The 24349-nt window shown below is 69.3% G+C and carries 22 protein-coding genes; 8 read left to right on the forward strand and 14 right to left on the reverse strand.

What is annotated here, in order from left to right:
* The first annotated feature begins 39 nt into the window (after positions 1 to 39).
* From leuS to holA, 3 genes are read left to right on the forward strand one after another with little or no spacing between them, the layout of a single operon-like run.
* Positions 40 to 2610: a leucine--tRNA ligase gene (gene leuS, locus FBZ83_RS11970; protein ID WP_145682816.1), complete on the forward strand. Its 2571-nt coding sequence runs from the start codon at positions 40 to 42 to the stop codon at positions 2608 to 2610.
* Complete coding sequence (gene lptE, locus FBZ83_RS11975; protein WP_145682818.1) at positions 2597 to 3160, forward strand: LPS assembly lipoprotein LptE; 564 nt, start codon at positions 2597 to 2599, stop codon at positions 3158 to 3160. Before leuS ends, lptE begins: the two co-directional genes overlap by 14 nt.
* Positions 3161 to 3208: 48 nt before the next feature.
* Entirely contained in the window at positions 3209 to 4231 is a 1023-nt protein-coding gene (gene holA / locus FBZ83_RS11980) for a DNA polymerase III subunit delta (protein WP_145682821.1), read from the forward strand.
* Positions 4232 to 4255: 24 nt separating this feature from the next.
* Here the strand turns inward: holA and FBZ83_RS11985 are convergent, their stop codons facing one another.
* The 8 genes from FBZ83_RS11985 to FBZ83_RS12020 form a co-directional block, all read right to left on the reverse strand.
* On the reverse strand, positions 4256 to 5635 hold the full coding sequence (locus FBZ83_RS11985; protein WP_145682824.1) for an esterase-like activity of phytase family protein: 1380 nt from the start codon (positions 5633 to 5635) through the stop codon (positions 4256 to 4258).
* Positions 5636 to 5749: 114 nt separating this feature from the next.
* Positions 5750 to 6664, reverse strand: a complete 915-nt coding sequence (locus FBZ83_RS11990) for a ParB/RepB/Spo0J family partition protein (RefSeq protein WP_186466050.1) — start codon at positions 6662 to 6664, stop codon at positions 5750 to 5752.
* Complete coding sequence (locus FBZ83_RS11995) at positions 6664 to 7458, reverse strand: ParA family protein (protein WP_014238938.1); 795 nt, start codon at positions 7456 to 7458, stop codon at positions 6664 to 6666. Before FBZ83_RS11995 ends, FBZ83_RS11990 begins: the two co-directional genes overlap by 1 nt.
* A gap of 49 nt (positions 7459 to 7507) precedes the next feature.
* Entirely contained in the window at positions 7508 to 8122 is a 615-nt protein-coding gene (gene rsmG, locus FBZ83_RS12000) for a 16S rRNA (guanine(527)-N(7))-methyltransferase RsmG (protein WP_145682831.1), read from the reverse strand.
* Entirely contained in the window at positions 8122 to 9990 is a 1869-nt protein-coding gene (gene mnmG, locus FBZ83_RS12005; RefSeq protein ID WP_145682833.1) for a tRNA uridine-5-carboxymethylaminomethyl(34) synthesis enzyme MnmG, read from the reverse strand. The genes rsmG and mnmG overlap by 1 nt, the downstream gene beginning before the upstream one ends.
* A 109-nt stretch (positions 9991 to 10099) precedes the next feature.
* On the reverse strand, positions 10100 to 11431 hold the full coding sequence (gene mnmE, locus FBZ83_RS12010; RefSeq protein ID WP_145683527.1) for a tRNA uridine-5-carboxymethylaminomethyl(34) synthesis GTPase MnmE: 1332 nt from the start codon (positions 11429 to 11431) through the stop codon (positions 10100 to 10102).
* A 34-nt stretch (positions 11432 to 11465) separates the two neighbouring features.
* A complete protein-coding gene (locus FBZ83_RS12015; RefSeq protein WP_038530197.1) occupies positions 11466 to 11825 on the reverse strand; it encodes a (2Fe-2S) ferredoxin domain-containing protein in 360 nt (119 codons plus the stop codon).
* The gene (locus FBZ83_RS12020) at positions 11822 to 12073 is read right to left on the reverse strand and encodes a DUF6489 family protein (RefSeq protein WP_014238933.1); all 252 of its coding nucleotides are present in this window, start codon (positions 12071 to 12073) and stop codon (positions 11822 to 11824) included. Before FBZ83_RS12020 ends, FBZ83_RS12015 begins: the two co-directional genes overlap by 4 nt.
* A 154-nt stretch (positions 12074 to 12227) precedes the next feature.
* On the opposite strand from FBZ83_RS12020, the gene FBZ83_RS12025 reads away from it, so the two are divergent.
* Genes FBZ83_RS12025 through FBZ83_RS12035 form a run of 3 tightly spaced genes read left to right on the forward strand, consistent with a single transcriptional unit; the run spans position 12228 to position 15768 of the window.
* Positions 12228 to 14246, forward strand: coding sequence for a thioredoxin domain-containing protein (locus tag FBZ83_RS12025; protein WP_145682835.1), 2019 nt, complete (start codon positions 12228 to 12230; stop codon positions 14244 to 14246).
* A 4-nt stretch (positions 14247 to 14250) separates the two neighbouring features.
* On the forward strand, positions 14251 to 14772 hold the full coding sequence (locus tag FBZ83_RS12030) for a methylated-DNA--[protein]-cysteine S-methyltransferase (RefSeq protein WP_145682838.1): 522 nt from the start codon (positions 14251 to 14253) through the stop codon (positions 14770 to 14772).
* A 21-nt stretch (positions 14773 to 14793) separates the two neighbouring features.
* Entirely contained in the window at positions 14794 to 15768 is a 975-nt protein-coding gene (locus tag FBZ83_RS12035; RefSeq protein WP_145682839.1) for a quinone oxidoreductase family protein, read from the forward strand.
* A gap of 152 nt (positions 15769 to 15920) precedes the next feature.
* Here the strand turns inward: FBZ83_RS12035 and dnaQ are convergent, their stop codons facing one another.
* The 5 genes from dnaQ to FBZ83_RS12060 are packed head-to-tail and all read right to left on the reverse strand — an operon-like array spanning position 15921 to position 19534.
* Complete coding sequence (gene dnaQ, locus FBZ83_RS12040) at positions 15921 to 16598, reverse strand: DNA polymerase III subunit epsilon (RefSeq protein WP_145682841.1); 678 nt, start codon at positions 16596 to 16598, stop codon at positions 15921 to 15923.
* Positions 16591 to 17235: a dephospho-CoA kinase gene (gene coaE, locus FBZ83_RS12045; RefSeq protein ID WP_145682843.1), complete on the reverse strand. Its 645-nt coding sequence runs from the start codon at positions 17233 to 17235 to the stop codon at positions 16591 to 16593. Before coaE ends, dnaQ begins: the two co-directional genes overlap by 8 nt.
* Before the next feature lie 9 nt (positions 17236 to 17244).
* Positions 17245 to 18081, reverse strand: coding sequence for a shikimate dehydrogenase (locus FBZ83_RS12050; protein ID WP_186466066.1), 837 nt, complete (start codon positions 18079 to 18081; stop codon positions 17245 to 17247).
* The gene (locus FBZ83_RS12055; RefSeq protein ID WP_145682847.1) at positions 18081 to 18689 is read right to left on the reverse strand and encodes a Maf family protein; all 609 of its coding nucleotides are present in this window, start codon (positions 18687 to 18689) and stop codon (positions 18081 to 18083) included. The genes FBZ83_RS12050 and FBZ83_RS12055 overlap by 1 nt, the downstream gene beginning before the upstream one ends.
* On the reverse strand, positions 18686 to 19534 hold the full coding sequence (locus tag FBZ83_RS12060) for a pyruvate, water dikinase regulatory protein (protein WP_035670316.1): 849 nt from the start codon (positions 19532 to 19534) through the stop codon (positions 18686 to 18688). Before FBZ83_RS12060 ends, FBZ83_RS12055 begins: the two co-directional genes overlap by 4 nt.
* A 448-nt stretch (positions 19535 to 19982) precedes the next feature.
* Here FBZ83_RS12060 and hemE point away from each other — a divergent pair, with 448 nt between their 5' ends.
* Together hemE and hemJ are read left to right on the forward strand one after the other, a co-directional pair.
* The gene (gene hemE / locus FBZ83_RS12065) at positions 19983 to 21008 is read left to right on the forward strand and encodes a uroporphyrinogen decarboxylase (RefSeq protein WP_145683529.1); all 1026 of its coding nucleotides are present in this window, start codon (positions 19983 to 19985) and stop codon (positions 21006 to 21008) included.
* 49 nt (positions 21009 to 21057) lie between these two features.
* Positions 21058 to 21486, forward strand: coding sequence for a protoporphyrinogen oxidase HemJ (gene hemJ, locus FBZ83_RS12070; protein ID WP_038530217.1), 429 nt, complete (start codon positions 21058 to 21060; stop codon positions 21484 to 21486).
* 16 nt (positions 21487 to 21502) lie between these two features.
* On the opposite strand, the gene FBZ83_RS12075 is transcribed toward hemJ, so the two are convergent.
* Entirely contained in the window at positions 21503 to 24238 is a 2736-nt protein-coding gene (locus FBZ83_RS12075) for a cation-transporting P-type ATPase (RefSeq protein WP_145682849.1), read from the reverse strand.
* Positions 24239 to 24349: the final 111 nt, after the last annotated feature.

Raw genomic sequence — 24349 nt, forward strand, 5'->3', positions numbered from 1 at the left:
ATCGAGACCTACGAAACTCACGGAACGGCGTCTGCGGTCATGTCGCGTTACAATGTCAAGGAAACCGAAGCGAAGTGGCAGGGCGAGTGGGAGCGGCAGGGCTGCTTCACCGCGCGCGAGGACGCTTCCCGTGAGAAGTACTATGTGCTGGAGATGTTCCCCTACCCGTCGGGGCGCATCCACATGGGGCACGTCCGCAACTACACCATCGGCGACGTGATCGCGCGCTACAAGCGCGCCCGCGGCTTCAACGTGCTGCACCCGATGGGTTGGGACGCCTTCGGCCTGCCGGCGGAGAACGCCGCGCTGGAGAAGAAGACCCACCCGGCCAAATGGACCCGCGAGAACATCGCGGCCATGCGCGCCCAGCTGAAGACGATGGGACTGTCCATCGACTGGGACCGCGAGGTCGCCACCTGCGACGTGGAGTATTACCGCCACGAGCAGAAGATGTTCCTGGATTTCCTCAAGGAAGGCTTGGCCTACCGCAAGGAGTCCTGGGTCAACTGGGACCCGGTCGACAACACGGTCCTCGCCAACGAGCAGGTGATCGACGGCCGCGGCTGGCGCACCGGCGCGCTGGTCGAAAAGCGCAAGCTGTCACAGTGGTTCCTCAAGATCACCGCCTACGCCGACGAGCTGCTGAAGGGGCTGGACACGCTGGACCGCTGGCCGGAGCGCGTGCGCCTGATGCAGGAGAACTGGATCGGCAAGTCCACCGGCGTGCGCTTCCGCTTCGACCTCGTCGGGCGGGCGGACACGCTGGAGGTCTTCACGACCCGGCCCGACACGCTGTTCGGCGCCTCCTTCGCGGCGATCTCCGCCAACCATCCTCTGGCCGCCGAGCTGGCCGCCGGCAACCCCGCGCTGGCCGAGTTCATCGCCGAGTGCAACCGCCTGGGCACCAGCGAGGAGGCGATCGAGACCGCCGAGAAGCGCGGCTTCGACACCGGACTGAAGGTGGTGCATCCCTTCGACCCGTCCTGGGAGCTGCCGGTCTACGTCGCCAACTTCGTGCTGATGGAATACGGCACGGGCGCCATCTTCGGCTGCCCGGCCCATGACCAGCGCGACCTGGACTTCGCGCGCAAGTACGGCCTGCCGGTCACGCCGGTGGTCGTCCCGGCGGACGCCGACCCCGCGACCTTCGCGGTCGGCGACGAGGCCTACACCGGCCCCGGCCTGCTGCGCAATTCCCGCTTCCTCGACGGGATGGAGGTCGAGCCGGCCAAGCAGGAGGTCGGCAAGCGGCTGGAGGAGCAGGGGCAGGGCGAGCGCACCACTCAGTACCGCCTGCGCGACTGGGGCGTTTCCCGCCAGCGTTACTGGGGCTGCCCGATCCCGGTCATCCACTGCGAGAGCTGCGGCATCGTCCCGGTCCCGCAGCAGGATCTGCCGGTCGTCCTGCCGGAGGATGTGACCTTCGACAAGCCCGGCAACCCGCTGGACCACCACCCGACCTGGAAGCACACCAGCTGCCCAAGCTGCGGCAAGCCGGCGCTGCGTGAGACCGACACCTTCGACACCTTCATCGAGTCGAGCTGGTATTTCGCCCGCTTCTGCTCGCCCAAGGCCGAAGACGTCGCCTTCACGCGCGAGGCGGTGGACTACTGGCTGGCCGTGGACCAGTACATCGGCGGCATCGAGCATGCCGTGCTGCATCTGCTCTATTCCCGCTTCTGGACGCGGGCGATGAAGCAGTGCGGCTACCTGAACGTGGAGGAGCCCTTCGCCGGCCTCTTCACCCAGGGCATGGTCAACCACGAGACCTACAAGGACGCCGGCACCGGCGCCTGGCTGGCCCCGACCGACATCCGCAGGAACGATCTCGGCGACTACATCCGCAACGACAACGACGGCCCGGTGACGGTCGGCCGCGTCGAGAAGATGTCGAAGTCCAAGAAGAACGTGGTGGACCCGGCGCACATCATCGGCACCTACGGCGCCGACGCCGCCCGCCTGTTCATGCTGTCCGACAGCCCGCCGGAACGCGACCTGGAATGGACGGAAGCCGGCATCGACGGCGCCTGGCGCTACATCAACCGCCTGTGGCGCATGGTAACGGAGTCGCCGGTCGCTCTGCCGCCCGCCGACGCGCCGAAGCCGGACGCCTTCAGCGCCAAGGCCGAGGCCACCCGCCGGCAGGTCCACAAGGCCATCGCCGGCATCTCGGAAGACCTGGAGAAGTTCCGCTTCAACAAGGCGGTGGCCCGCGTGCGCGAGCTGTCCAACGCGCTCGCCGAGCTGGACGGCACGGGAGAGGGCGAGGCCTGGGTGCTGCGCGAAGGCTTCGAGACCACCGTGCGCCTGATCGCCCCGATGATGCCCCACCTGGCCGAAGAGCTGTGGGCGCAGCTCGGTCACGCCACGCTGCTGGTCAACCAGCCCTGGCCGCAGGCTGACGCCGCGCTGGTGGTCGAGGACTCGGTCACCATGGCGGTGCAGGTCAACGGCAAGCTGCGCGCCACACTGGAGCTGCCGCGCGACATGGCGAAGGACGCCGCGGAGCAGGCCGCCCTGGCCGATCCGAACGTTCAGCGCGCCCTGGAAGGCAAGCCGGTGCGCAAGGTCATCGTCGTCCCGAACCGGGTGATCAATGTCGTCGTCTGACCTCCACAGCGGCCATCGCCGCAACGGCAAGGCCGGCGTCCGGCGGCGGGGGCTTCTCGCCCTCGCGCTGCTGGCGCCGGCGGTGCTCGCCACGGCGGCCTGCGGCTTCCAGCCGATGTATGGAACCCTGGGGACGAACAGCATCGGCACCGCCGAGCTTCAACAGGTGGACATCGGGGTCATCCGGGACCGGAACGGCCAGAAGCTGCGCAACCTCCTGATCGACCGCTTCTACGCCGACGGCCGCCCGGCCAGCCCGCGCTATCGGCTGGAGACGACGCTGACCGCGTCGGAGCAGAAGCTGTCCCTGCAGAAGGACGCGACCGCCACCCGCGCCCAGCTCGTCGTGAACGCCCCCTACCTGCTTGTCGACGCGGCGACGGGAAAGATCCTGTTCCAGTCCAACGCGCGCTCCTACATCAGCTACAACGTGCTGGAGCAGCAGTACGGCGCCCTCGCCACGGTCGAGAACGCCTACGACCGCGCTCTTCTGGAAATCTCCAACGAGATCACCACCCGCGTGGCCGCCGAACTCGGCCGCAAGTCCTGATCCGCCCTGGACAACGGGGGCTGGTCCTCCGCCACCGACGGTGACTTCGTGAAGCTGCAAGCCCGGGCAATCGACGGCTTCCTGCGCAGCCCCGATCCCAAGATCCGCGCGGTCCTGCTCTACGGTCCGGACACCGGTCTGGTGCGCGACCGCGCCATGGGGCTGGGCCGCACCGTGGTCCCTGACCTGTCCGATCCCTTCCGCGTGACGGAGATGCTGGGCCGCGCCGTCGCCGACGATCCGGCGCGCCTGGCCGACGAGGCGGCCGCCCTGTCCTTCACCGGCGGGCGCCGCCTGATCCGCGTGCGCGAGGCGGAGGACAACGCCGCCGCCGCCTTCACCGCGTTCCTGGCCGACCGGACACCCGGCGACAGCCTCGTCGTCGTCGAGGCCGGCGACCTCGGCAACCGGTCGAAGCTGCGCACCCTGTTCGAGGGAGCGGACGGCGCCGTCGCCATTCCCTGCTATGTGGAGGAGGAGGCGGCGCTCGGCCGGGTCATCGCCGACATCCTGCATGGCCACGGCCTGACCGCCGATCCCGATGCGCTGACCTTCCTCGCCGGCAACCTCGTCGGCGACCGCATGGTCGCGCGCGGCGAGATGGAGAAACTGGCGCTCTACATGGGGGCGGAGACGCGCGTCCGGTTGGAGGACGCCCAGGCCTGCGTCGGTGACAGCGCCGCCCTGTCGCTGGACGAGCCGATCTGGGCGGCCGCGGAGGGCGACTTCGCGACGCTCGACCGCTCGCTGGCCCGTTTGTTCGCCGAGGGCATGTCCCCGGTGCCGATCCTGCGCGCCGCCCAGCGCCATTTCCAGCGCCTGCAGCTGGTCGCCGGGCAGGTGGCGGCGGGCAAGTCGGCGGACGCCGCGGTGGAAGCGCTGCGCCCGCCGGTGTTCTTCAAGATGAAGCCGCGGCTGACCGGGCAGGCCCGCCGCTGGCCGTTACCGCTGGTCCGGCAGGCGCTGGAGCGGCTGGTCGAGGCCGAGGCGGACTGCAAGCGCACCAACATGCCCGACCAGACGCTCTGCGCCCGCGTTCTCTTCCAGCTCGCCTCGCTGGCGCGGCGCTGACCCTCTTTCTTATTTCGCGGCCCCTTATTTCGCCGCCAGGAACTGCGGCACCCGCAGCAGGATCAGTTCGTTGTGGTCCTGCTTGCCCAGCGCGCGGCCGGACGAGTAGGGCAGGTTGTTGTCGTTGCCGACGACGATGTGCTCCGCGTCAACCACATCGACGTTCTCGATGGTGACGAAGGGGAAGGTGAACTTGCCCTTTGCGCCGCCGATCTGGGCGACGCCCTTCGGATCGTCGATGTCCATCAGGTCGACATAGCCCACCTTCTTCACGAAGCCCTCGGCGTCGGCCTGGGCGAAGTCGATCTTGTAGACCCGCTTGAACCGGGCCGGGACGTTGAAGCAATCCGGGGTCGGCTGGCCGGTGCAGCCCTGGGCCGGGTCGCCCTCGCCGTTGTCACGCTCGATGATCAGGCCGGTGGTGGCGTCGATCATGTTGAAGTCGCCGATGTTGTTGCCGTTGGCCTCCAGCAGGTACTTGAAGCTGCGGCCCGTGAAGTCGCCCTTGGCGACGTCGAATTCGGCGATGCGCAGATACTCCCGCCCGTCCTTGGTCTCCCACGCGCCACCCGTCCCAAGCTGGGCGTTGAACAGCGGGCCTTCGAACAGCGGGTAGAGGAACTTCCCGTCCTTCGACGCCGCCATGCCCTCGAAACCGCGCGAGCGGCGCACCTCGAAGGCGACGGCGCCGGGCACCGCCGGGGTGGACACTGCGTAATGGTCGGGGGAGCGCACGGGCTTGCCGTCCACCGTGCTCTCGCGCAGGGACAGCAGTGTGCCGGTGCGGTCGGTCTCCAGAATGTAGGGGCCGAACTCGTCGCCGAAATACAGGCGGTCGCCGATGATCTGCACGCTCTCGACGTCGAAGTCGGCGCCGGTCAGATAGCGTTCCGCGGTCGCCTCGGTGACGATGGGAAAGGGCACCTTGCGGTCGGGGTCGCGCAGGAACAGCGTTTCGGCCACCACCGCCTTGCCGGTCTTCCAATCGATGGTCAGCCGGTGCACCGTCAGCATCGCGTCGGCGGAGTTGCCCTTGCTGCCGAAGCCGTTGTCGGTCAGCACCAGGAAACTGCCGTCGCCCACCGCCTTGATGCCGGAAAAGCCCTGGACCGGCTGGCCTTCGAAAGGCAGCGCCATGCCGGTGGCGCGCGGCGCGCCCGGCGCCGACAGGAAGGACGTGCCGTCGATGCTGCGGGGCTGGTCCACGCGCTTGCGGTCGGCGGCGGTGAACTTGCCGGAGGTGCGGAACAGGTCCGGCGCGTCGGCGGGCGGGGCGATGAAGGTGGCGGCGTCGATAACGCCGTGGCCGGCCAGTTCCGCCGGGAATTTTTGGTCCGCGAAGGCCGGACCGGCCAGCAGGGCCGCGGTGAGGCCGGCAAGGCACAGGCCGTGGATGGGCTTCATGAATCTCCCCCTCTGTGTCGGCTCCGGCCGCGTCGCTGCGGCCGGACGACCCTGTTTAGGGGGAGTTCATGTTAGTACCGTTTCACCAAAGTGACAGTTTGGTTCCGTGAGACCCTACTCGCCGCCAAGGCGCCGCAACACGTCGTCGAGCTGGTCCAGTGTCTGGTAATGAATGGTGATGGAGCCGCCCTTGCCCTGGGGCGTGATCGCGACCTTCAGCCCGATGCGGGCGGAGATCTCCTCCTCGAGATTCACCAGATCGACGTCCTTGAGCGTCGGGTCGGTGGCGGCACCGCCACGCCCTCCACCGGCCTTTTTGGTTTTGACCGGCGCGCTGCCGCGCATCAGGTCCTCGGTCTGGCGGACATTCAGGCCGCGCTTGACCACCTCGCGCGCCACCGACACCGGATCGGAGGAGGTGAGCAGCGCGCGGGCGTGACCGGCGCTGAGCGCCCCCTCCTGCACCATGCCCTTGACCGGGTCGGGCAGGGCGAGCAGGCGCATCATGTTGGCGACGTGGCTGCGGCTCTTGCCGACCGAGCGCGCCAGATCCTCCTGCGTGTGCTCGAACTCCTCCATCAGACGCTTGTAGCCCTCGGCCTCTTCGAGCGGCGTCAGGTCCTGGCGCTGGATGTTCTCGATCAGCGCGATTTCCAGCGCTTCACGGTCCGACAGCTCGCGGATGACGACCGGCACCTCATGCAGGCCGGCGATCTGGGCGGCGCGCCAGCGGCGTTCGCCGGCGATCAATTCGTAGGAGTTGGTCGTTTCCGGGTCCCGGCGGACGAGCAGGGGCTGAAGAATGCCCTTGTCGCGGATCGACTCGACCAGCCCCTGCAGCGCCTCGTCGTCGAAGGTGCGGCGCGGCTGGTACTTGCCGGGGTGGATGAACTCGATGGGCACCTGCTTGGACTGGCGCACCTTGTCGAGCGCGGAGTAATCCTCCGCCGCCTCGCCGAACAGGGCGGACAGGCCACGGCCCAGGCTGGCGCGGCGGGCACCGCCGTCCGGACGTTTGGTATCCTCCATCACGCGCTCAGCCTCTTCTCACGGCGCAGCACCTCGCCGGCCAGATGGATGTATGCCTGCGACCCGGGGCAGCGCATGTCGTAGATCAGCACCGGCTTGCCGTGGGACGGCGCCTCCGAGACCTTCACGTTCCGCGGGATGACGGTGTCGTAGACCTTCTCCCCGAAGAAGCCGCGGACGTCGGCGGCCACCATGTCGGACAGGTTGTTGCGCTTGTCGAACATGGTCAGCACGACGCCGTGGATGTCGAGTTCCGGGTTGAAGGCGCGCTTCACCCGCTCGATGGTGCGGACGAGGTGGCTGAGGCCCTCCAGCGCGTAGAACTCGCATTGCAGCGGCACCATCACGGCGTGGGAGGCGACCAGCGCGTTCAGCGTCAGCAGACCGAGCGCCGGTGGGCAGTCGATCAGCACGTAATCGTACTCGAGCGCGCTCTTGTCGACCGCCTCGCGCAGCCGGAATTCCCGCCGCTCGGAGGTGACCAGCTCGACCTCGGCGCCGGACAGATCGACGGAGGAGGTGATGATCGACAGGTTTGGCACCGTCGACACCGTCGCGGCGTCCTCCAGCGGCATGCCGTCGAACAGCACGTCGTAAATGCCGACGCGACGCTCGGCGCGCGGGATGCCGAGGCCGGTCGAGGCGTTGCCCTGGGGATCAAGATCAATCACCAGGACGCGCTTGCCGATCGCGGCCAGAGCGGTTGCCAAGTTGATGGTGGTCGTGGTCTTGCCCACGCCGCCTTTCTGGTTGGCAATCGATATGACGCGCGCGGAAGGAAGGGCGGAGGGCATGTCAGCCTCGCGGGAAGCGTCGGAGCGGGAATGCATCAGGGTCGCGGTCTTAGACACGGGCGATACCACTCACACGCAGGATGGTTCCGGTGGGGTCGGTGCGGCTGTCGAAGCGCTCGGTCCGCATCTTCCAATATTTGGTGGTATCGGTCAATTCGTCCGCCACATTTTGCCCCTTGGGAAACAGTGCCGCACCCCGGTCTTGGACAAAGGGATGGGCCCAATTCAGCAGATCGTTCAGCGGCGCCAGAGCGCGGGCGGTCACCACGTCGGCGGCGATCGGCGGCACCGCCTCGATCCGCTTGTTGTGTACAGTGACCGACGCTCCAGCCACACGGGCCGCCTCGCGCAGGAAGGCGCATTTGCGGGAGTCGCTCTCCACCAGATGCACCTCCGGCACGCCCATGATGGCGAGGACCAAGCCGGGAAAGCCGGCCCCGCTGCCGAGATCGACCAGCACCCGAGCGCCGTCGGGCAGCAGCGGGTAAAGCTGGGCGGAGTCGAGGAAGTGCCGGCGCCAAGCGTCGGGCAGGGTGGAGGGGCCGACGAGGTTGATTTTCGGCTGCCACTTGCGCAGCGTCGCCTCGTAAGCGGCCAGGCGGTCCAGCGTTTCACGTGAAACACCGGTCGCCGCCTGGAAGGCCGCGGCATCGAACAGGCTCATCAGACGGCCACCTTCACGTCGCGCCGTTTCACGTGGCGGAGCAGGGCGACCAGCGCCGCCGGGGTCATGCCGGGAATGCGTGCGGCCGCCCCCAAGGTCGTCGGACGGGCCTGCCGCAGCTTCTGCCGGATCTCCGCCGACAGGCTGCCGATGCTGTCGGGATCGAGATCGTCGGGAAGCTCCAGCGCCTCATCCTTGCGGAAGGCGCGGATGTCGGCCTCTTGCCGGTCGAGATAGCCGGCATACTTCCCGTCGATCTCCAGCTGCTCGACAACATCGGAAGGTATTGCCGACAGCTCCGGCCACAGTCGGGCGAGGGTGGCAAGGTCGAGGTCCGGATAGCGCAGCAGATCGGCGGCGGTCCGCCGCACGCCGTCCTGGTTGACAGCAATGCCCTGCCGCTGCAACTCCGCCGGGGTGGCCTGGAGGGCGCGCACCAGAGTGCGGCCGGTGGACAGCGCCTCAGCCTTTGCCGTGAAAGCATCACGCCGCGCCGACCCGACGCAGCCGATCGCCAGCCCCTTCGGTGTCAGCCGCTGGTCGGCATTGTCGGCGCGCAGGATCAGCCGATACTCGGCGCGCGAGGTGAACATCCGGTACGGCTCGTTGGTGCCTCGGGTGATCAGGTCATCGACCAGCACCCCGATGTAGGCGTCGGCGCGGTCGAGCACGAAGCCCTCCGCCGAGCCGCCGGCCAGCAGGGCGGCGTTGATGCCGGCCATCAGGCCTTGCGCCGCCGCTTCCTCGTAGCCGGTGGTGCCGTTGATCTGGCCGGCGAAGAACAGGCCGGGGGTCCGGCGGGTCTCCAACGTCGGCTTCAGCTCCCGCGGGTCCACGAAGTCATACTCGATGGCGTAGCCGGGACGGATCATCACCGCACGCTCCAGGCCCGGCATGGTCTTCAGGAAGCCAAGCTGGACGTCGCGGGGCAAGGAAGTCGAGATGCCATTCGGGTAGACCGTGTCGTCGTCCAGCCCCTCCGGCTCCAGGAAGATCTGGTGGCGCTCCTTGTCCGCGAAGCGCACCACCTTGTCCTCGATGGACGGGCAATAGCGCGGGCCGGTGCTCTGAATTTGGCCGGAGTACATCGGCGCGCGGTGGAGGTTGCCGCGGATCAGCGCGTGCATCTCCGGCGTCGTCCAGGTGATCGCGCAGTCGATCTGCGGGGTGTCGATGCGGTCGGTCAGGTAGGAGAAGGGCGGCGGCGGCGTGTCGCCCGGCTGCTTTTCCAGCGCGGCCCAATCGATGGTCTTGCCGTCGAGACGCGGCGGGGTGCCGGTCTTCAGCCGGCCGAGCGGAAAGCCGAGACGCGCCAACGTGTCGGACAGGCCGATGGACGGCGCCTCGCCGACGCGACCCGCCGGGGTGGTTTCCTCGCCGATGTGGATCAGGCCGCGCAGGAAGGTGCCAGTGGTCAGTACCACGCTTCCCGCCGCGAGGGTCTCGCCGGAACCGGTCACCACGCCGGTGACCCGGCCGTCGTCGCCGATGGTCAGGTCCTCGGCGCCGCCGGCCTCGATGAACAAGTTCGCCTGTTCCGCGAGGATCGCCTGCACAGCCTGCCGGTAGAGCTTGCGGTCGGCTTGGGCGCGCGGGCCACGGACGGCCGGTCCCTTGCTGCGGTTGAGGATGCGGAATTGGATGCCGCCGCGGTCGATGGCGCGGGCCATGACGCCATCGAGGGCGTCAATCTCGCGCACCAGATGGCCTTTCGCCAACCCGCCGATGGCCGGGTTGCAGGACATCTCACCGATGGTGTCCAGCTTGTGGGTGAGCAGCAGGGTGCGCGCACCCATGCGCGCCGCGGCGGCGGCGGCCTCGCAACCGGCGTGGCCTCCGCCGACAACAATGACGTCGAACGTTCGCATGGCCGGACCATAGCCGAGTCAGCGCCGGACGCCAAGCTCCGCGACGCCGCAACGCCCGTGTTTCACGTGAAACAGGGGGACCCGGCGCGTTTGTCACGCCATCCCCGGCTCACTTGCCGATGCAGAAATCCCGGAAGATCACGTCCAGCAAATCCTCCACATCGACCCGTCCGGTGATGCGGCCAAGAGCGCGGCTCGCCAGACGCACGTCTTCGGCCATCAGCTCCGGCAGGGGGGCGGTCAGGGCGCGGCGCAGGGCGTCCCGGCACTCCTCCAAGGCGGAGCGGTGCCGCGCACGGGTCAGGGCTGGCGCACCGCTGCCGGCCAGCCGGTCGGCGGTAAACGCCGTCAAACGCGTTTCCAGCTCCGGCAAGCCGGCACCGGTCCGGGCGGAGACCGTGGTCGCCTCCCACCCGCCGACCGTCGGCACGGCTGCATCGGCGACGTCCGTCTTGTTCAGAACCACCACCGTGTCCTTGTCGAGCAGAGCAACCGTCGCCGGGTCAAGCGCGGGCAGGGCGGTGGCGTCGAACACGGCGACCTTCACGTCGGCGCGGGCGGCGCGGTCGAGCGCGCGGCGGATGCCTTCCTCCTCGATCTCGTCGGCGGCGGCCTCGCGCAGGCCCGCCGTGTCGGCCAGCACCACCGGGTAGCCGCCAAGGTCGAGATGGACTTCGATCACGTCTCGCGTGGTGCCGGCGCGGGCCGAGACGATGGCGGCCTCGCGGCGGGCGAGGGCGTTCAGCAGGCTCGACTTGCCGGCGTTGGGGGCGCCGACGATGGCGATGTGCAGACCCTCGCGCAACCGTTCCCCGCGGCCCCGGTCGTCGAGATGGACGTCGATCTCGGCGGCGAGAGCGTCCAGCACGGGGCGCGCGGCGTCCGACACGCCGGAGGGCAGGTCCTCGTCGGGAAAGTCGATGTCGGCCTCGATGTGGGCCAGCGACCGGGTCAGCCGCTCGCGCCAGCCGTCGTACAGTGTGCCGAGCGCACCCTCCATCTGGCGCAGGGCCTGACGGCGCTGGGCGGAGGTCTCGGCGTCCACGAGGTCGGCAACCGCCTCGGCCTCGGTCAGGTCGAGCTTGCCATTCTCGAAGGCGCGACGGGTGAACTCGCCGGGCTCGGCGACGCGCAGACCGGGCAGGGCGGACAGCGCCTCCACCACGCCGGCCACCACGGCGCGCCCGCCATGCAGATGCAGCTCCACCACATCCTCGCCGGTGAAGCTGCGGGGGGTGGTGAAACGCAAGACCAGAGCGTCGTCCAGCGCCTCGCCGGTCCGGGGATCGCGCAGCCGGACCAGGGTGGCCATGCGGGGTGTGGGAAGCGGCTTGCCGGTCAGGGCGGCGAGCGCGTCGCCGGAGGCCGGGCCCGAAACGCGAACCACCGCCACACCGGCGCGGCCGGGGGCGGTGGCGAGGGCGAAGATGGTCGGGATCATCATGCCGGATGTCATCATGCCGGTTCCGGAACGATCAGCCGACCTGTTCCGGCAGCAATTCTTTTTGTTCCGGCTTCAGCATGAGCCGCTCCACACGGCCACCACCGATCACATGCGTTTCCAGGATCGCGTCGACGTCGGCGAAGGAGTGGTAGGTGTACCAGACGCCCTCCGGATAGACGACCAGCACCGGACCCAGCTCGCAGCGGTCCAGGCAGCCGGCGGCGTTGATGCGCACACGGCCGTCCAGACCCAGCTCACGGGCACGCGCCTTCATGTAGTCGCGGAGCTTTTCGGACCCCCGGGCGGCGCAGGAGCCGCGCTTGTTGCCGTCGGGGCGGCGGTTGGTGCAGGAGAAAACATGGGCTTCGAAGTAGGGCTTCGGATCGGTCACTTGCGTCCATCCTGTCCCATGGCGGCGGCCATCTGGGACCAAAACATTTTCTGAAGCTGCTCCATGCCCTGAATTCCCGCCGGCAGCCACGTCTTCATCATCGTCTCGGGGTCCATGGCGAGCAGGGAGGCCTGCATCCGGTCCTGGATTTCCTGCATCATGGCGTCCTGCATGGGCTTCACGTCGGGAAGGCCCAGGAAGTGGCGCGCCTCCTCGGGTGTGCAGTCGATGTCGATGGTGATCTTCATGGCCCCATTCCCTTGGAAGGCGCGCGGTGCGCGGGAAATTAAGGGTTGAGCGCCGCTTCGGCTCATGCCCCACTATACAGATAGGAAGCCCTGGCGCAACGGCACCGCCGCGCCAGTTTATTCCCAACCACGCCACAGACCGGAAACGCCTGCGATGCCCGCGAACCTGCTTGGCCGGGAGACCAGCCCCTACCTGCTTCAGCACAAGGACAACCCCGTCCATTGGATGGCCTGGGGCCGCGACGCCTTCGAACGGGCCAAGCGCGAGAACAAGCCCGTGCTGCTGTCGGTCGGCTACGCCGCCTGCCACTGGTGCCACGTGATGGCGCACGAGAGCTTCGAAAGCCCGGAGATCGCCGGGCTGATGAACGAGCTGTTCGTCAACATCAAGGTGGACCGGGAGGAGCGGCCGGACGTCGATCAGATCTACCAGTCGGCCCTGGCGATGCTGGGGCAGCAGGGCGGCTGGCCGCTGACCATGTTCCTGACGCCGGACGCCGAGCCCTTCTGGGGCGGCACCTACTTCCCGCCGGCCTCGCGCTACGGGCGGCCCGGTTTCCCCGACGTGCTGCGCGGCGTGGCGGAGACCTACCGCAACAAGCCGGAGAACGTGACCCGCAACGTCGCCGCGCTGAAGGACGCGCTGGGCAAGCTGGCCGAGAACCGGGCGGCGGGGGAGGTCGACCTCGCCATGCTCGACCAGATCGCCGATCGGCTGGTCCACGAGGTCGATCCCTTCCACGGCGGCATCGGCCACGCCCCGAAATTCCCGCAGGTGCCGATCTTCACGCTGCTGTGGCGGGCCTGGCTGCGCACCGGCAAGGAGCCCTACCGCGAGGCGGTCACCAACACGCTGGCCTACATGAGCCAAGGCGGAATCTATGATCACCTGGGCGGCGGCTTCGCCCGCTACTCGGTGGACGAGATGTGGTTGGTGCCGCATTTCGAAAAGATGCTCTACGACAACGCCCAGCTTCTCGACCTGATGACGCTGGTCTGGCAGGCGGAGCGGGAGCCGCTGTTCGAGACGCGCATCCGGGAAACGGTGGGCTGGGTTCTGCGCGAGATGATCGCCGAGGGCGGCGGCTTCGCGGCGACCCAGGACGCCGACAGCGAGGGCGAGGAGGGCCTCTTCTACATCTGGAACGAGGAGGAGATCGACCGTCTCCTCGGCCCCAACGCGGAGGTCTTCAAGCGCGCCTACGGCGTCACGCCGCAGGGCAACTGGGAGGGGGCGACCATCCTCAACCGGCTGCACCGCATCGAGGCGCTGGACGCCGAGACCGAGGCGACGCTGGCGGAACAGCGGGCGATCCTCTGGCGGGAGCGCGAAAAGCGGATCAAGCCGGGCTGGGACGACAAGGTGCTGGCCGACTGGAACGGCCTGATGATTGCGGCCCTCGCCCAGGCCGGCATGGTCTTCGACGAGCCGGAGTGGATCGCGGCCGCGCAGCACGCCTACGCCTTCGTCCGCGACCACATGACCGAGGACGGGCGGCTGCTGCACAGCTGGCGGGCCGGGCAGCTCAAGCACCGGGCGACGCTCGACGACTACGCCCACATGGCGCGCGCCGCGCTCGCCCTGCACGAGGCGACCGGCGACGCGGAGCCGCTGGAGCAGGCGCGGGCCTGGGTGCGGGTGCTCGACGCGCATTTCTGGGACTCCCAGGCGGGCGGCTACTTCTACACGGCGGACGACGCCGACGACCTGATCGTCCGCACCAAGTCGGCCGGCGACGCGGCGACGCCCAGCGGCAACGGCACCATGCTGGCCGTCCTGGCGACCCTGCACCACCGCACCGGCGAGGCCGCCTACCGCGAACGGGCGGACGCCCTGGCCGCCGCCTTCTCCGGTGAGCTGAGCCGCAACTTCTTCCCGCTGCCGACCTATCTGAACGCGGCGGAGCTTCTCCAGAAGGCGCAGCAGATCGTCATCGTCGGCCACCCGCAGGGATCGGACACCGCGGCGCTGCGCCGGGCGGTGCTCGACCGACCGCTTCCCGACCGCATCCTCAGCGTCCTGCCGCCGGGGACCGATCTGCCCGCCGGGCACCCCGCGCATGGCAAGGGCATGCAGGGCGGGGTGGCGACCGCCTATGTCTGCACCGGCATGACCTGCTCCCCCCCGGTGACCGCGCCCGACGCGCTGGGCGCCGCCCTGACCCGGAGATGACCCCATGGCGCAGACCCTCAATAACCCGGCCGCCGGCAGTCTGACCGTCGACAGCCCGCTGGGCCTGCTGACCCTGACCAGCGCCGCCGGCGCCATCGTGGCGCTCGACTGGGGCAGGCTGGGCGATGACCGGCCGGACCCCGTGCTGGAGGCGGCGGCGCGCCAGCTCCGCGACTATTTCGTCGGAACGCGGTTGGATTTCGACCTGCCGCTGTCCCCCCGCGGGACGGCCTTCCGGCAGAAGGTCTGGGCGGCGATGCAGGCCATTCCCTACGGCGGCGTCCTGACCTACGGCGACGTCGCGCGGCTGCTGGACACGGCGCCGCGGGCCGTCGGCGGGGCCTGCGGGGCCAACCCGATCCCGGTGATCATCCCCTGCCACCGCATCGTCGGGGGCGGCGGGGCCCCCGGCGGCTATTCCGGCCTGGGCGGCCTGCGGACCAAGGACTGGCTGCTCCGCCACGAGCGGCGGCACCGGGTGACAGCGGACCAAGCCGGCGATACGCTGGAGCTTCAGCTTCTATAAAAAGGGAAGGGACCGACCACCATGGTTCACGCGATCCGCATCCACGAGTACGGCGGACCTGAGGCACTGCGCTGGGACGAGATCGAGGTGGGCGACCCCGGCCCCGGTCAGGTGCGGCTGCGCCAGACCGCCGTCGGGCTGAACTACATCGACACCTATCACCGCTCCGGCGCCTACAAGCTGCCGCAGCTTCCCGCCATCATCGGGACCGAGGGCGCCGGCGTGGTCGAGGCCGTGGGGCCGGACGTGACGACGCTGAAGCCCGGCGACCGGGTCGGCTACGCGCCGCTGATCGGCGCCTACGCCGAATCCCGCCTCGCCCCGGCCGACCGGCTGATCCCGCTGCCGAGCTGGATCGAGGACCGGCAGGCCGCCGCCATGCTGCTCCAGGGCATGACCGCGCAGTTCCTCCTGCGCTCCACCTACGCGGTGCAGCCGGGCGACACCATCCTGGTCCAGGCCGCCGCGGGCGGCGTCGGTCAGATCCTCTGCCAGTGGGCGAAGCATCTGGGCGCCACCGTGATCGGCACGGTCAGCAGCGACGAGAAGGCGGAGTTGGCCCGCGCCGCCGGCTGCGACCATCCCATCGTCTACACGCGCGAGAATTTCGTGAACCGCGTGAAGGACCTGACGGACGGGCAGGGCGTGCCGGTGGTCTATGACGGTGTCGGCAAGACGACCTTCATGGACAGCCTGGACTGCCTGCGTCCCCGTGGCTTCATGGTGCTGTTCGGCGCGGCGTCCGGGCCGGTCCCGCCGCTGGACCTTCAGGTGCTGGCGGCCAAGGGCTCGCTCTACGTCACGCGCCCGACCCTGTTCAGCTATGTTTCCAAGCGCGACGACCTGATGGCCAGCGCCGCCGACCTGTTTGAGGTGGTGCATACCGGCGGAGTGACCATCAACGTCGGCCAGACCTTCGCGCTGCGCGACGCGGCGGAGGCCCACCGGGCCCTGGAGTCCCGTGCCACGACCGGGTCCACGGTGCTGCTGCCGTAAGGTTCAAAGCCCTCTCCCGCCCCGGGAGAGGGAGGGACCCACGCGCGAGCGTGGGAGGGTGAGGGTATTGGCAAGGATCAGTGCCTTGATCCTCGTGCGACCCTCACCCGGCCCTTCGGGCCACCCTCTCCCGGGACAGGAGAGGGAACAGGTCACTCGGCGGCCCAGAGCGGATTCTTCAGCTTCTTGAGAAGCTCGGCATGGGCCGCCAGCTCCTCCTCGCTCGGCGCGTGGGCGCGCGGGGCGCGGTAGGGGCGGTCGATGCGGATCGCCGCTGGGCCGCCCGTTGCCGGGCCGGAGGCCAGCGCCAGACCGGCCTGACGGCCGCCGCGCAGCTCCAGATACACTTCGGCCAGAAGCTGGGCGTCGAGGAGCGCGCCGTGGTAGGTGCGGCTGGAATTGTCGACGCCGAAGCGCTTGCAGAGCGCGTCCAGGGTGGCCGGCGCGCCGGGGAACTTCTGCCGCGCCATCAGCAGCGTGTCGATGGCCCGGTCCTTCGGCATGACCGGATAGCCGGCGATCCGCATCTCCCAGTTCAGGAAGTGCATGTCGAAGGCCGCGTTGTGGATCACCAGCGGCGCGTCGCCGATGAAGGCCACGAACTCCGCCACCACGTCGTTGAACAGCGGCTTGTCCGACAGGAACTCCGTCGTCAGCCCGTGCACCGCCACAGCGTCCGGCGGCACGTCGCGCTCCGGGTTGACGTAGCAGTGGAAGGTCTTGCCGGTGGCGACGTGGTTGTGCAGCTCGACGCAGCCGATTTCGATCAGCCGGTGCCCTTCCTCGGGCTTGAAGCCGGTCGTTTCCGTATCGAGGACGATCTCACGCATGAACCACCTGTCCGGGCTGGTATCCCCGCGGCGGCCATTGCCGTCCGCGGCGCCGCTTCACGTCGGCGAGGATGTTGCGCAGCGCCCGCCGGGTGGCCCGCCGCCCGTCGCCGGTGTTGACGACGTGGTCGGCGCGCCGGCGCTTCTCCGCGTCGGGCATCTGCCGGGCCAGAATAGCGGCGAACTTGTCCGGCGTCATGCCCGGCCGCGCCAGCACCCGTGACTTCTGCACCAGGAAGGGGGCGGTGACCACCACGCTGCGGTCCACCTTGGCCTCCCCGCCGGTCTCGAACAGCAGGGGGATGTCCAGCACCGCCACGCGGACGCGGCGGCGCGCCGCCTGCTTCAGGAAGCGCCGCTGCGCCGCCTGCACCGCCGGATGGAGGATCGCCTCCAGCCGCTTCAGCGCCGTCGGGTTGCCGAACACCGCGGCGCCCAGCGCCCGCCGGTCCACCGCATCATCCATCACGACACCGGGGAAGGCCGCCGCGATGGCCGGCACCGCCGCTCCGTGGCGCCCCAGCAGCCCATGCACCACGGCGTCGCTGTCGCAGACCGGCGCGCCCATGCGCTTCAGCATACGCGCCGCCGTGCTCTTGCCCATGCCGATGGAGCCGGTCAGTCCCAAGACGATCATCGCGCGACCTCAGCCCTGGAGAACGGCGGCCTTCAGCCCCTCGGTCACCTCCGGTTCGCGGCCGAACCAGGCGGCGAAGCCGGGGCGGGCCTGATGGAGCAGCATGCCGACGCCGTCCACCACGCGGTTGCCGCGGGCCTGCGCCGCGGTCAAAAGCGGGGTCATCAGGGGCGTGTAGACGATGTCGGTGACCACGGCCGAACCGGGCAGGGCGCGCAGGTCCAGCTCCAGAGGCGGCTGGCCCGCCATGCCCTGGGTCGTCGTGTTCACCACCAACGCCGCCCCTTCGAGGAGCGTTTCACGTGAAACCCAATCGGCGGTCTCAATGGCGCCGCCGATATCGGTGGCCAGCTCGTCGGCCCGCGTCCGCGTGCGGTTGACCAGCCAGACCCGCGGCGCCCCTTCGTCGAGGAGCGAGGCGACGACGGCCCGCGCCGCGCCACCGGCCCCGATGACCAGCGCCGGACCGTCCGCAGCCTTCCAGCCCGGTGCGCCGCTCCTCAAATTCTCGATGAAACCGAAGCCATCGGTGTTGCGACCCTCCAGCGACCCGTCCTCGCCGACCACGATGGTGTTGACGGCGCCCATCCGCTTGGCGGTGGCGTCCAGCCGATCGACCGTGCGGTAAGCGGCTTCCTTGTGCGGCACCGTGACGTTGCAGCCACGGAAGCCGAGCGCGGGCAGGGCGCGGATGGCCTGCTCGATGCGGTCGGGCGGAACGGCCAGCGGCACATAGGCGCCGTCGATGCCGTACTGCTCCAGCCAATAGCCGTGCAGCCGGGGCGAGCGCGAATGGCCGATCGGCCAGCCCATCACACCGGCCAGCTTCGCCTTGCCGCTGATCATCATTCCGCAATCACCCCATGCACCCGCAGGAACCCGAGCAGCGGCAGCAGCGGCAGCCCGAGGATCGTGAAGAAGTCGCCGTCCACCCGGTGGAAGAGCTGCGCGCCCAGCCCTTCGAGGTGATAGGCACCGACCGACCCCAGCACGTCGTCGCCAGCCGCGTTCAGGTAGGACTCCAGGAAGGCGTCGCTGAACGGGCGCATGGTCAGGCGGGCGCGGTCGACATGGTGCCACAGCCGCTCGCCGTCGCGGAGCACCACGGCGCAGCTCACCAGCCGGTGCGTCTTGCCGCGCAGGTCCTGCAGCTGGGCCCGAGCGGCGTCGCGGTCGGCCGGCTTGTCGAACCAGCGGCCCTCGCACTCCAGCATCTGGTCGGCGCCAATCACCAGGGCGCCGGGGTGCTTGCGGGTGACCCGCTGCGCCTTCAACTCGGCCAGCGCCTCGGCCACATCCTCGACCGGGGCGCCTTCGGCGCGGGCTGCCAGCTTGATCTCCTCCTCGTCCACCGCGGCGGGGGCGAGCGTGACGCGCACCCCGGCGCGCTCCAGCATCTCCGCCCGCGTGCGGGAGCCCGAGGCGAGGACGACGGTGGGAACCGCTGCGCTCACGTCAGCGGCCCCTCTGGAACGACGCCGGGCAGGCCGCCGGTCTGACGGCGGGCGAGCAGCATCATGATCTCCGCCGCCGTCTCCTCGATGGAGCGGCGCGACACGTCGATCACCGGCCAGCCGCGGCGGGTGAACATGCGCCGGGCGTCGGTGACCTCGGCGCGCACCACCTCCGGATCGACGTAGGTCGAGGACTCGTTCTGGTTCAGCAGCTTCAACCGGTTGCGGCGGATCTGCACCAGACGGTCCGGGTCCTTGGTCAGGCCGACGACCAGCGGCCGGGTCAGCTTCTCGATCTCCGGCGGCATCGGGCAACCGGGGACGATCGGAATGTTCGCCGCCTTGATGCCGCGGTTCGCCAGATAAATGCAGGTCGGCGTCTTCGACGTGCGCGACACGCCCATCAGGATCACGTCGGCCTCGTGCAGGTCCCAGCTCGACTGGCCGTCGTCGTGGGCCAGCGCGAAGTCCATCGCGTCCATGCGCCCGAAATACTCGGCGTCCAAGGCGTGCTGGCGGCCGGGCTGGCGCTGCGATTCCACGCCGAGGAAGGCGGCCAGCGCGTTGATCAGCGGGTCGAGCACCGGGATGCAGGGGACCTGCACCTCGCGGCAGAAGTCCTGGAGACGGCGGCGCAGCTTCTCGTCCACCAGCGTGAACATGACGAGGCCGCGATTCTCCTGGACGCCCTCCAGAACCATGTCGAGCTGACGCTCAGTCCGCACGAGATTCCAGAAATGCTCGACCGGGCGAACATCGTCGAACTGGATGACGCAGGCGCGGGCGACGCTGTTGATCGTCTCGCCGGTCGCGTCCGACACAAGATGCAGGTGGAACTGTCTCATCCGTCCCCAACGTGTTGTGGAGAACCCGTCCGAATCTGTGGACAACGGGGATCTCCTGGATTCTGTCCCTCGGGGCGGGACTCGTCGCCCCCGCTGGCGCCCCCTTCGGGACAATCCGCGCGCCCTCTCCGGAACATGGGTACAATGACTCCCGCGGACCATGTTATCCACGGGATTCCCAGGCTTCCCGGTATAGCATTTCCGCCGTTTCCGGCGAAAGCGTCCGGAGTCGTCCACAGAATCCGATTTTCGTCCACAGCGCGCCGTCCAGCCTGTGGACGATTCGGCGCAAAGCGGGGATTCCCGTTTTCCACAGGCACCCACCACCCCTTCTTCCTTTCTCTCTTTAAAAAGAATACTGAGTAGAGGGGAGACAACCCGCAGACCCGATTCACTCATAGGGGAACGATCCGCCGTGTCCGAGGCCGTGTCCAAGATTGCCAAGCCGATGCTCGCCGCCCTCGCCGGCGAGGTGCGTCCGCGCCCGCCCTTCTGGCTGATGCGCCAGGCCGGCCGTTACCTGCCGGAATATCGGGAATTGCGCGCCAAGGCCGGCAGCTTCCTGGACATGTGCTACAACCCGGATCACGCGGTGGAGGTGACCCTGCAGCCGCTGCGCCGCTACGACATGGACGCGGCGATTCTGTTCTCCGACATCCTGGTGGTGCCGCACGCCCTGGGCCAGCCGCTGGCCTTCCTGGAGGGCGAGGGGCCGAAGCTCGACCCTGTGAGAAGCGTGGAAGACCTCAAGCGCCTGTCGCGCGACCGCTTCCACGAGCGGCTGGAGCCGGTCTACGAGACCGTCCGCCGCCTCTCCAGCGCGATTCCGGCGCACACCACGCTGATCGGCTTTGCCGGAGCGCCCTGGACGATCGCCTGCTACATGGTCGAGGGGGCGGGGTCCAAGGAGTACGCGCACGTCAAGCGCTGGGCCTACGGCGATCCGGCCGGGTTCGGCGCGCTGATGGATCTGCTGGTCGAGGTGACCGCCGATTACCTGTGCACCCAGATCGAGGCCGGGGCCGAGGTGGTCCAGCTCTTCGACAGCTGGGCGGGTGTTCTTCCGGCCGGCGAGTTCCGCCGCTGGGTGATCGAGCCGACGCGGCGGATCGTGGATCTCATCAAGGCGCGTCACCCCGCGATTCCGGTCATCGGTTTCCCGCGCGGTGCGGGCCTCTCCTATGAGGCTTACGTCACGGGCAGTGGTGTGGATGCGGTCGGGCTCGACACCACCGTCCCGGTGGCTTGGGCGGCCGGGAATCTGCAATCCAGATTGCCGGTGCAGGGCAACCTCGACCCGATCATGCTCGCCGCCGGTGGCGAGGCCCTGCGCACCGCCGCGTCGGAGATTCTGGAGACGCTTGCCGGCAAGCCCTTCGTCTTCAACCTGGGCCATGGCGTGATCCAGACCACGCCGCCGGACCATGTCGCCGAGCTGGCCCGTTTGATCAAGGACTGGCCGAACCGCGGCTAAGCCCCGGCAGGTTCCAAGAAACGCGCAACGGGAAGGGAAGGGGATTCCAGTGCTTTATCTCTGGGTCAAGGCTCTGCACGTCATCAGCATCATCGCCTGGATGGCCGGGCTTCTCTATCTGCCGCGGCTGTTCGTCTATCATTGCGAGACGGCGCCGGGCTCCGAATCCTCGGAGCGGTTCAAGGTGATGGAGCGCCGCCTGCTGCGCGCCATCATGAATCCGGCGATGGGCGCGGCCTACCTGTTCGGAATCGCGATGATCGTGATGGAGCCGGCCTGGATGAAGCAGGGATGGCTTCACGCCAAGCTGCTGTTCGTCCTGGCGCTCACCGGCACGCACATGATGATGGCACGCTGGCGCAAGGACTTCGAGGCGGACCGCAACACCCGCCCGCAGCGCTTCTTCCGCATGTGGAACGAGGCGCCGACCCTGCTGATGATCGGCATCGTCATCTTCGTGATCGTGAAGCCGTTCTGACGGGACGGGGCGGCGGTCAGCCCCGCCGTCCCTTCACCCGACGGGTGACCGCCTTCTCCGCCTCCACCGCCAGGAAGATCGCCAGACCGGCCGCCGTCATGGCCACCCACTGGCTCCAACCCACCGCCGCCGTGCCGAACAGGCTCTGCAGGGGCGGGGCGTAGGTGAAGGCAAGCTGGAAGACCAGCATCAGCCCGATGGAGATCCACACCGGGCGGCTGCCGAACAGCCCCCGCCGGTTCATCACCGAGGCGGTGACCGCCCTCGCGTTCAGCAGGAAGAAGATCTCCCCCATCACCAGCGCGTTGACGGCCATCGTGCGGGCGACCGGCGTCGGGTCGCCGTGGCCCTCGTGCAGCAGGAAGAATCCGAAGCTGGTGGCGACCAGGAGCGCCATCACCAGCACCATCCGCCCGATCAGGAAGCCGGGCAGGATCGGCTCGTCCTTGGGGCGGGGCGGGCGCTTCATCACCGCGGCCTCCGGCGGCTCGAAGGCCAGCGCGAGGCCCAGCGTCACCGCGGTCACCATGTTGACCCAGAGAATCTGGACGGGCGTGATCGGCAGCGTGTGGCCGGCCAGCACGGCGACCAGGATCACCAGCGCCTGGGCGCCGTTGGTCGGCAGCATGAACAGGATCGTCTTGCGCAGATTGTCGTAGACGGTCCGCCCTTCCTCCACGGCGTGGGCGATGGAGGCGAAGTTGTCGTCGGCCAGCACCATGCTGGCGGCCTCTTTCGCGGCCTCCGTCCCCTTGCAGCCCATGGCGACGCCGACGTCGGCGCGCTTCAAGGCGGGGGCGTCGTTCACCCCGTCACCGGTCATCGCGACTGTGTGGCCCGCCGTCTGGAGCGCGCGGACGAGGCGCAGCTTGTGCTCCGGCGTGGTGCGGGCGAAGACGTCGGCGTCGCGCGCCACGGCGACCAGCGCCGCGTCGTCCAGCCGGTCCAGCTCGGTCCCCGACACCGCGTCGCCCGACAGGTTGAACTGCCGTCCGATGGCCTGGGCGGTGCCGGCATGGTCGCCGGTGATCATCTTGACGCGGATGCCCGCCGCCTGGCACTCGGCCACCGCCGCCACAGCCTCCTCGCGCGCCGGGTCGATGAAACCGCACAGGCCGAGCAGGGTCAGCCCCTCGCGCAGGTCGTCCTTGTCGAGCACGGTCTGGCTGGGCAAAGCGGGGCGCCCGGCGAGCGCCAGGACGCGCTGGCCGCCCGCCGCCAGCTCCTCCACCCGCGCCAGCCAGTGGCCGGCGTCGAGCGGCGCGCTGCCGCCGTCCGCGGCCCGTACGTGCGCGCACATGGACAGCACGCGCTCCGGCGCGCCCTTGACGTACAGCAGCCCGTGCCCCTCATGGTCGTGGTGCAGGGTGGCCATGTACTTGTGTTCGGATTCGAAGGGGATGACGTCCGTACGCGGGCGACGGGCGGCCTCCTCCCGCGCGTCCAGCCCGGCCTTGATGCCGAGCGCCAGCAGGGCGCCGTCGGTCGGGTCGCCGGCCACCGTCCAGCCCTCCTCGCCCCGCTGAAGCTCCGCGTCGTTGCACAGCAGGGCGGCGCGGGCCAGTTCGCTCAGCACGGGATCGGCGCCGGGGTCCAGGGCCTTGCCGTCGCGGCGGAACTCGCCCTCGGGGCGGTAGCCGGTGCCGGTCACCGCGCAGTCGCCCGCAGCGGTGACCACGGTCTGCACGACCAGCTCGTTGCGGGTCAGCGTGCCCGTCTTGTCGGAGCAGATGATCCCGACCGAGCCCAGCGTCTCCACCGCCGGCAGGCGGCGGATGATGGCGTTGCGCCGGGCCATGCGGGTGACGCCGATGGCCAGCGTGATCGTCATCACCGCCGGCAACCCTTCCGGAATCGCCGCCACCGCCAGACCGACCGCGGCCATGACCATCTCCGGCCACGGCTCCCCCTGGACCAGCGAACCGTAGAGGAAGGTCAGAGCGGTCAGCGCCAGGATGCCGATGGTCAGCCAGCGTCCGAAGACGGCCATCTGGGCGAGCAGCGGCGTGGTCAGCTCCTCCACGCCCGCCAGGAGCGTGCCGATGCGGCCCAGTTCCGTCCGGTCTCCTGTAGCCACCACGACGCCGGTGGCCTGTCCCTGGGCCACCAGCGTGCCGGAATAGGCCATGCCGCCGCGCTCCGCCAGGGGAGCGTCCGCCGCCACCGCGTCGGCGCTCTTGGCGACCGGCACGGATTCTCCCGTCAGCGCCGCCTCCTGCACACGCAGGCCCTTGACCCGGACCAGCCGCAGGTCCGCCGGCACCTTGTCGCCCGAGGCCAGAAGGACGCGGTCGCCGGGCACCAGCTCCTCCGCCGGGACGGTGACCTGATGGCCGCCGCGCAGCACCACCGCCTGCGGCGACAGCATGCTGCGGATGGCGTCCAGCGCCTGCTCCGCCTTGCCCTCCTGGACATAGCCGATGGCGGCGTTGATCAGCACGACGCCGGCGATCACCGCGGCGTCCACGAACTCGCCCAGCAGCACCGTGACGACTCCCGCGCCGATCAGCACGTAGATCAGCAAATTGTCGAACTGCGCCAGGAAGCGCATCAGCGCCGACCGGCGGGGCGGCGGGGTCAGCCGGTTGGGGCCGTAGCGGTTCAGGCGCTCCGCCGCCTCGTCGGGCGTCAACCCGTCGTCGGGGCTGTCCAGCGCGGCCAAGGCCTGGGCCGGCGGTTGGGCGTGCCAGGGCAGGGGGGCGGCTTCGGGAGCAGCGATGGTTCCGGGTCCGGAACGGTCATGCGGGCTCATGATCTCAACCAAACCGTTTCTATCCTGAACGTCCAGGTCGTACACTGGTGGCTTGGTTAACAGGGGATGCGGCATCGTGACCCGGATGACATGTCCCGGACGGGAACGCGC

It is taken from the genome of Azospirillum brasilense, from assembly GCF_007827815.1.
Lineage (GTDB): Bacteria > Pseudomonadota > Alphaproteobacteria > Azospirillales > Azospirillaceae > Azospirillum > Azospirillum brasilense_C.

What these genes read in the sequence shown, in the direction of transcription:
- leuS (WP_145682816.1), top strand. Translation starts at nt 40, where the DNA reads ATGTCGCGTTACAATGTCAAGGAAACCGAAGCGAAGTGGCAGGGCGAG.
- lptE (WP_145682818.1), top strand. Translation starts at nt 2,597, where the DNA reads ATGTCGTCGTCTGACCTCCACAGCGGCCATCGCCGCAACGGCAAGGCC.
- FBZ83_RS11985 (WP_145682824.1), bottom strand. Translation starts at nt 5,635, where the DNA reads ATGAAGCCCATCCACGGCCTGTGCCTTGCCGGCCTCACCGCGGCCCTG.
- FBZ83_RS11990 (WP_186466050.1), bottom strand. Translation starts at nt 6,664, where the DNA reads ATGGAGGATACCAAACGTCCGGACGGCGGTGCCCGCCGCGCCAGCCTG.
- FBZ83_RS11995 (WP_014238938.1), bottom strand. Translation starts at nt 7,458, where the DNA reads ATGCCCTCCGCCCTTCCTTCCGCGCGCGTCATATCGATTGCCAACCAG.
- rsmG (WP_145682831.1), bottom strand. Translation starts at nt 8,122, where the DNA reads ATGAGCCTGTTCGATGCCGCGGCCTTCCAGGCGGCGACCGGTGTTTCA.
- mnmG (WP_145682833.1), bottom strand. Translation starts at nt 9,990, where the DNA reads ATGCGAACGTTCGACGTCATTGTTGTCGGCGGAGGCCACGCCGGTTGC.
- mnmE (WP_145683527.1), bottom strand. Translation starts at nt 11,431, where the DNA reads ATGATCCCGACCATCTTCGCCCTCGCCACCGCCCCCGGCCGCGCCGGT.
- FBZ83_RS12020 (WP_014238933.1), bottom strand. Translation starts at nt 12,073, where the DNA reads ATGAAGATCACCATCGACATCGACTGCACACCCGAGGAGGCGCGCCAC.
- FBZ83_RS12025 (WP_145682835.1), top strand. Translation starts at nt 12,228, where the DNA reads ATGCCCGCGAACCTGCTTGGCCGGGAGACCAGCCCCTACCTGCTTCAG.
- FBZ83_RS12030 (WP_145682838.1), top strand. Translation starts at nt 14,251, where the DNA reads ATGGCGCAGACCCTCAATAACCCGGCCGCCGGCAGTCTGACCGTCGAC.
- FBZ83_RS12035 (WP_145682839.1), top strand. Translation starts at nt 14,794, where the DNA reads ATGGTTCACGCGATCCGCATCCACGAGTACGGCGGACCTGAGGCACTG.
- dnaQ (WP_145682841.1), bottom strand. Translation starts at nt 16,598, where the DNA reads ATGCGTGAGATCGTCCTCGATACGGAAACGACCGGCTTCAAGCCCGAG.
- coaE (WP_145682843.1), bottom strand. Translation starts at nt 17,235, where the DNA reads ATGATCGTCTTGGGACTGACCGGCTCCATCGGCATGGGCAAGAGCACG.
- FBZ83_RS12050 (WP_186466066.1), bottom strand. Translation starts at nt 18,081, where the DNA reads ATGATCAGCGGCAAGGCGAAGCTGGCCGGTGTGATGGGCTGGCCGATC.
- FBZ83_RS12060 (WP_035670316.1), bottom strand. Translation starts at nt 19,534, where the DNA reads ATGAGACAGTTCCACCTGCATCTTGTGTCGGACGCGACCGGCGAGACG.
- hemE (WP_145683529.1), top strand. Translation starts at nt 19,983, where the DNA reads ATGCTCGCCGCCCTCGCCGGCGAGGTGCGTCCGCGCCCGCCCTTCTGG.
- FBZ83_RS12075 (WP_145682849.1), bottom strand. Translation starts at nt 24,238, where the DNA reads ATGAGCCCGCATGACCGTTCCGGACCCGGAACCATCGCTGCTCCCGAA.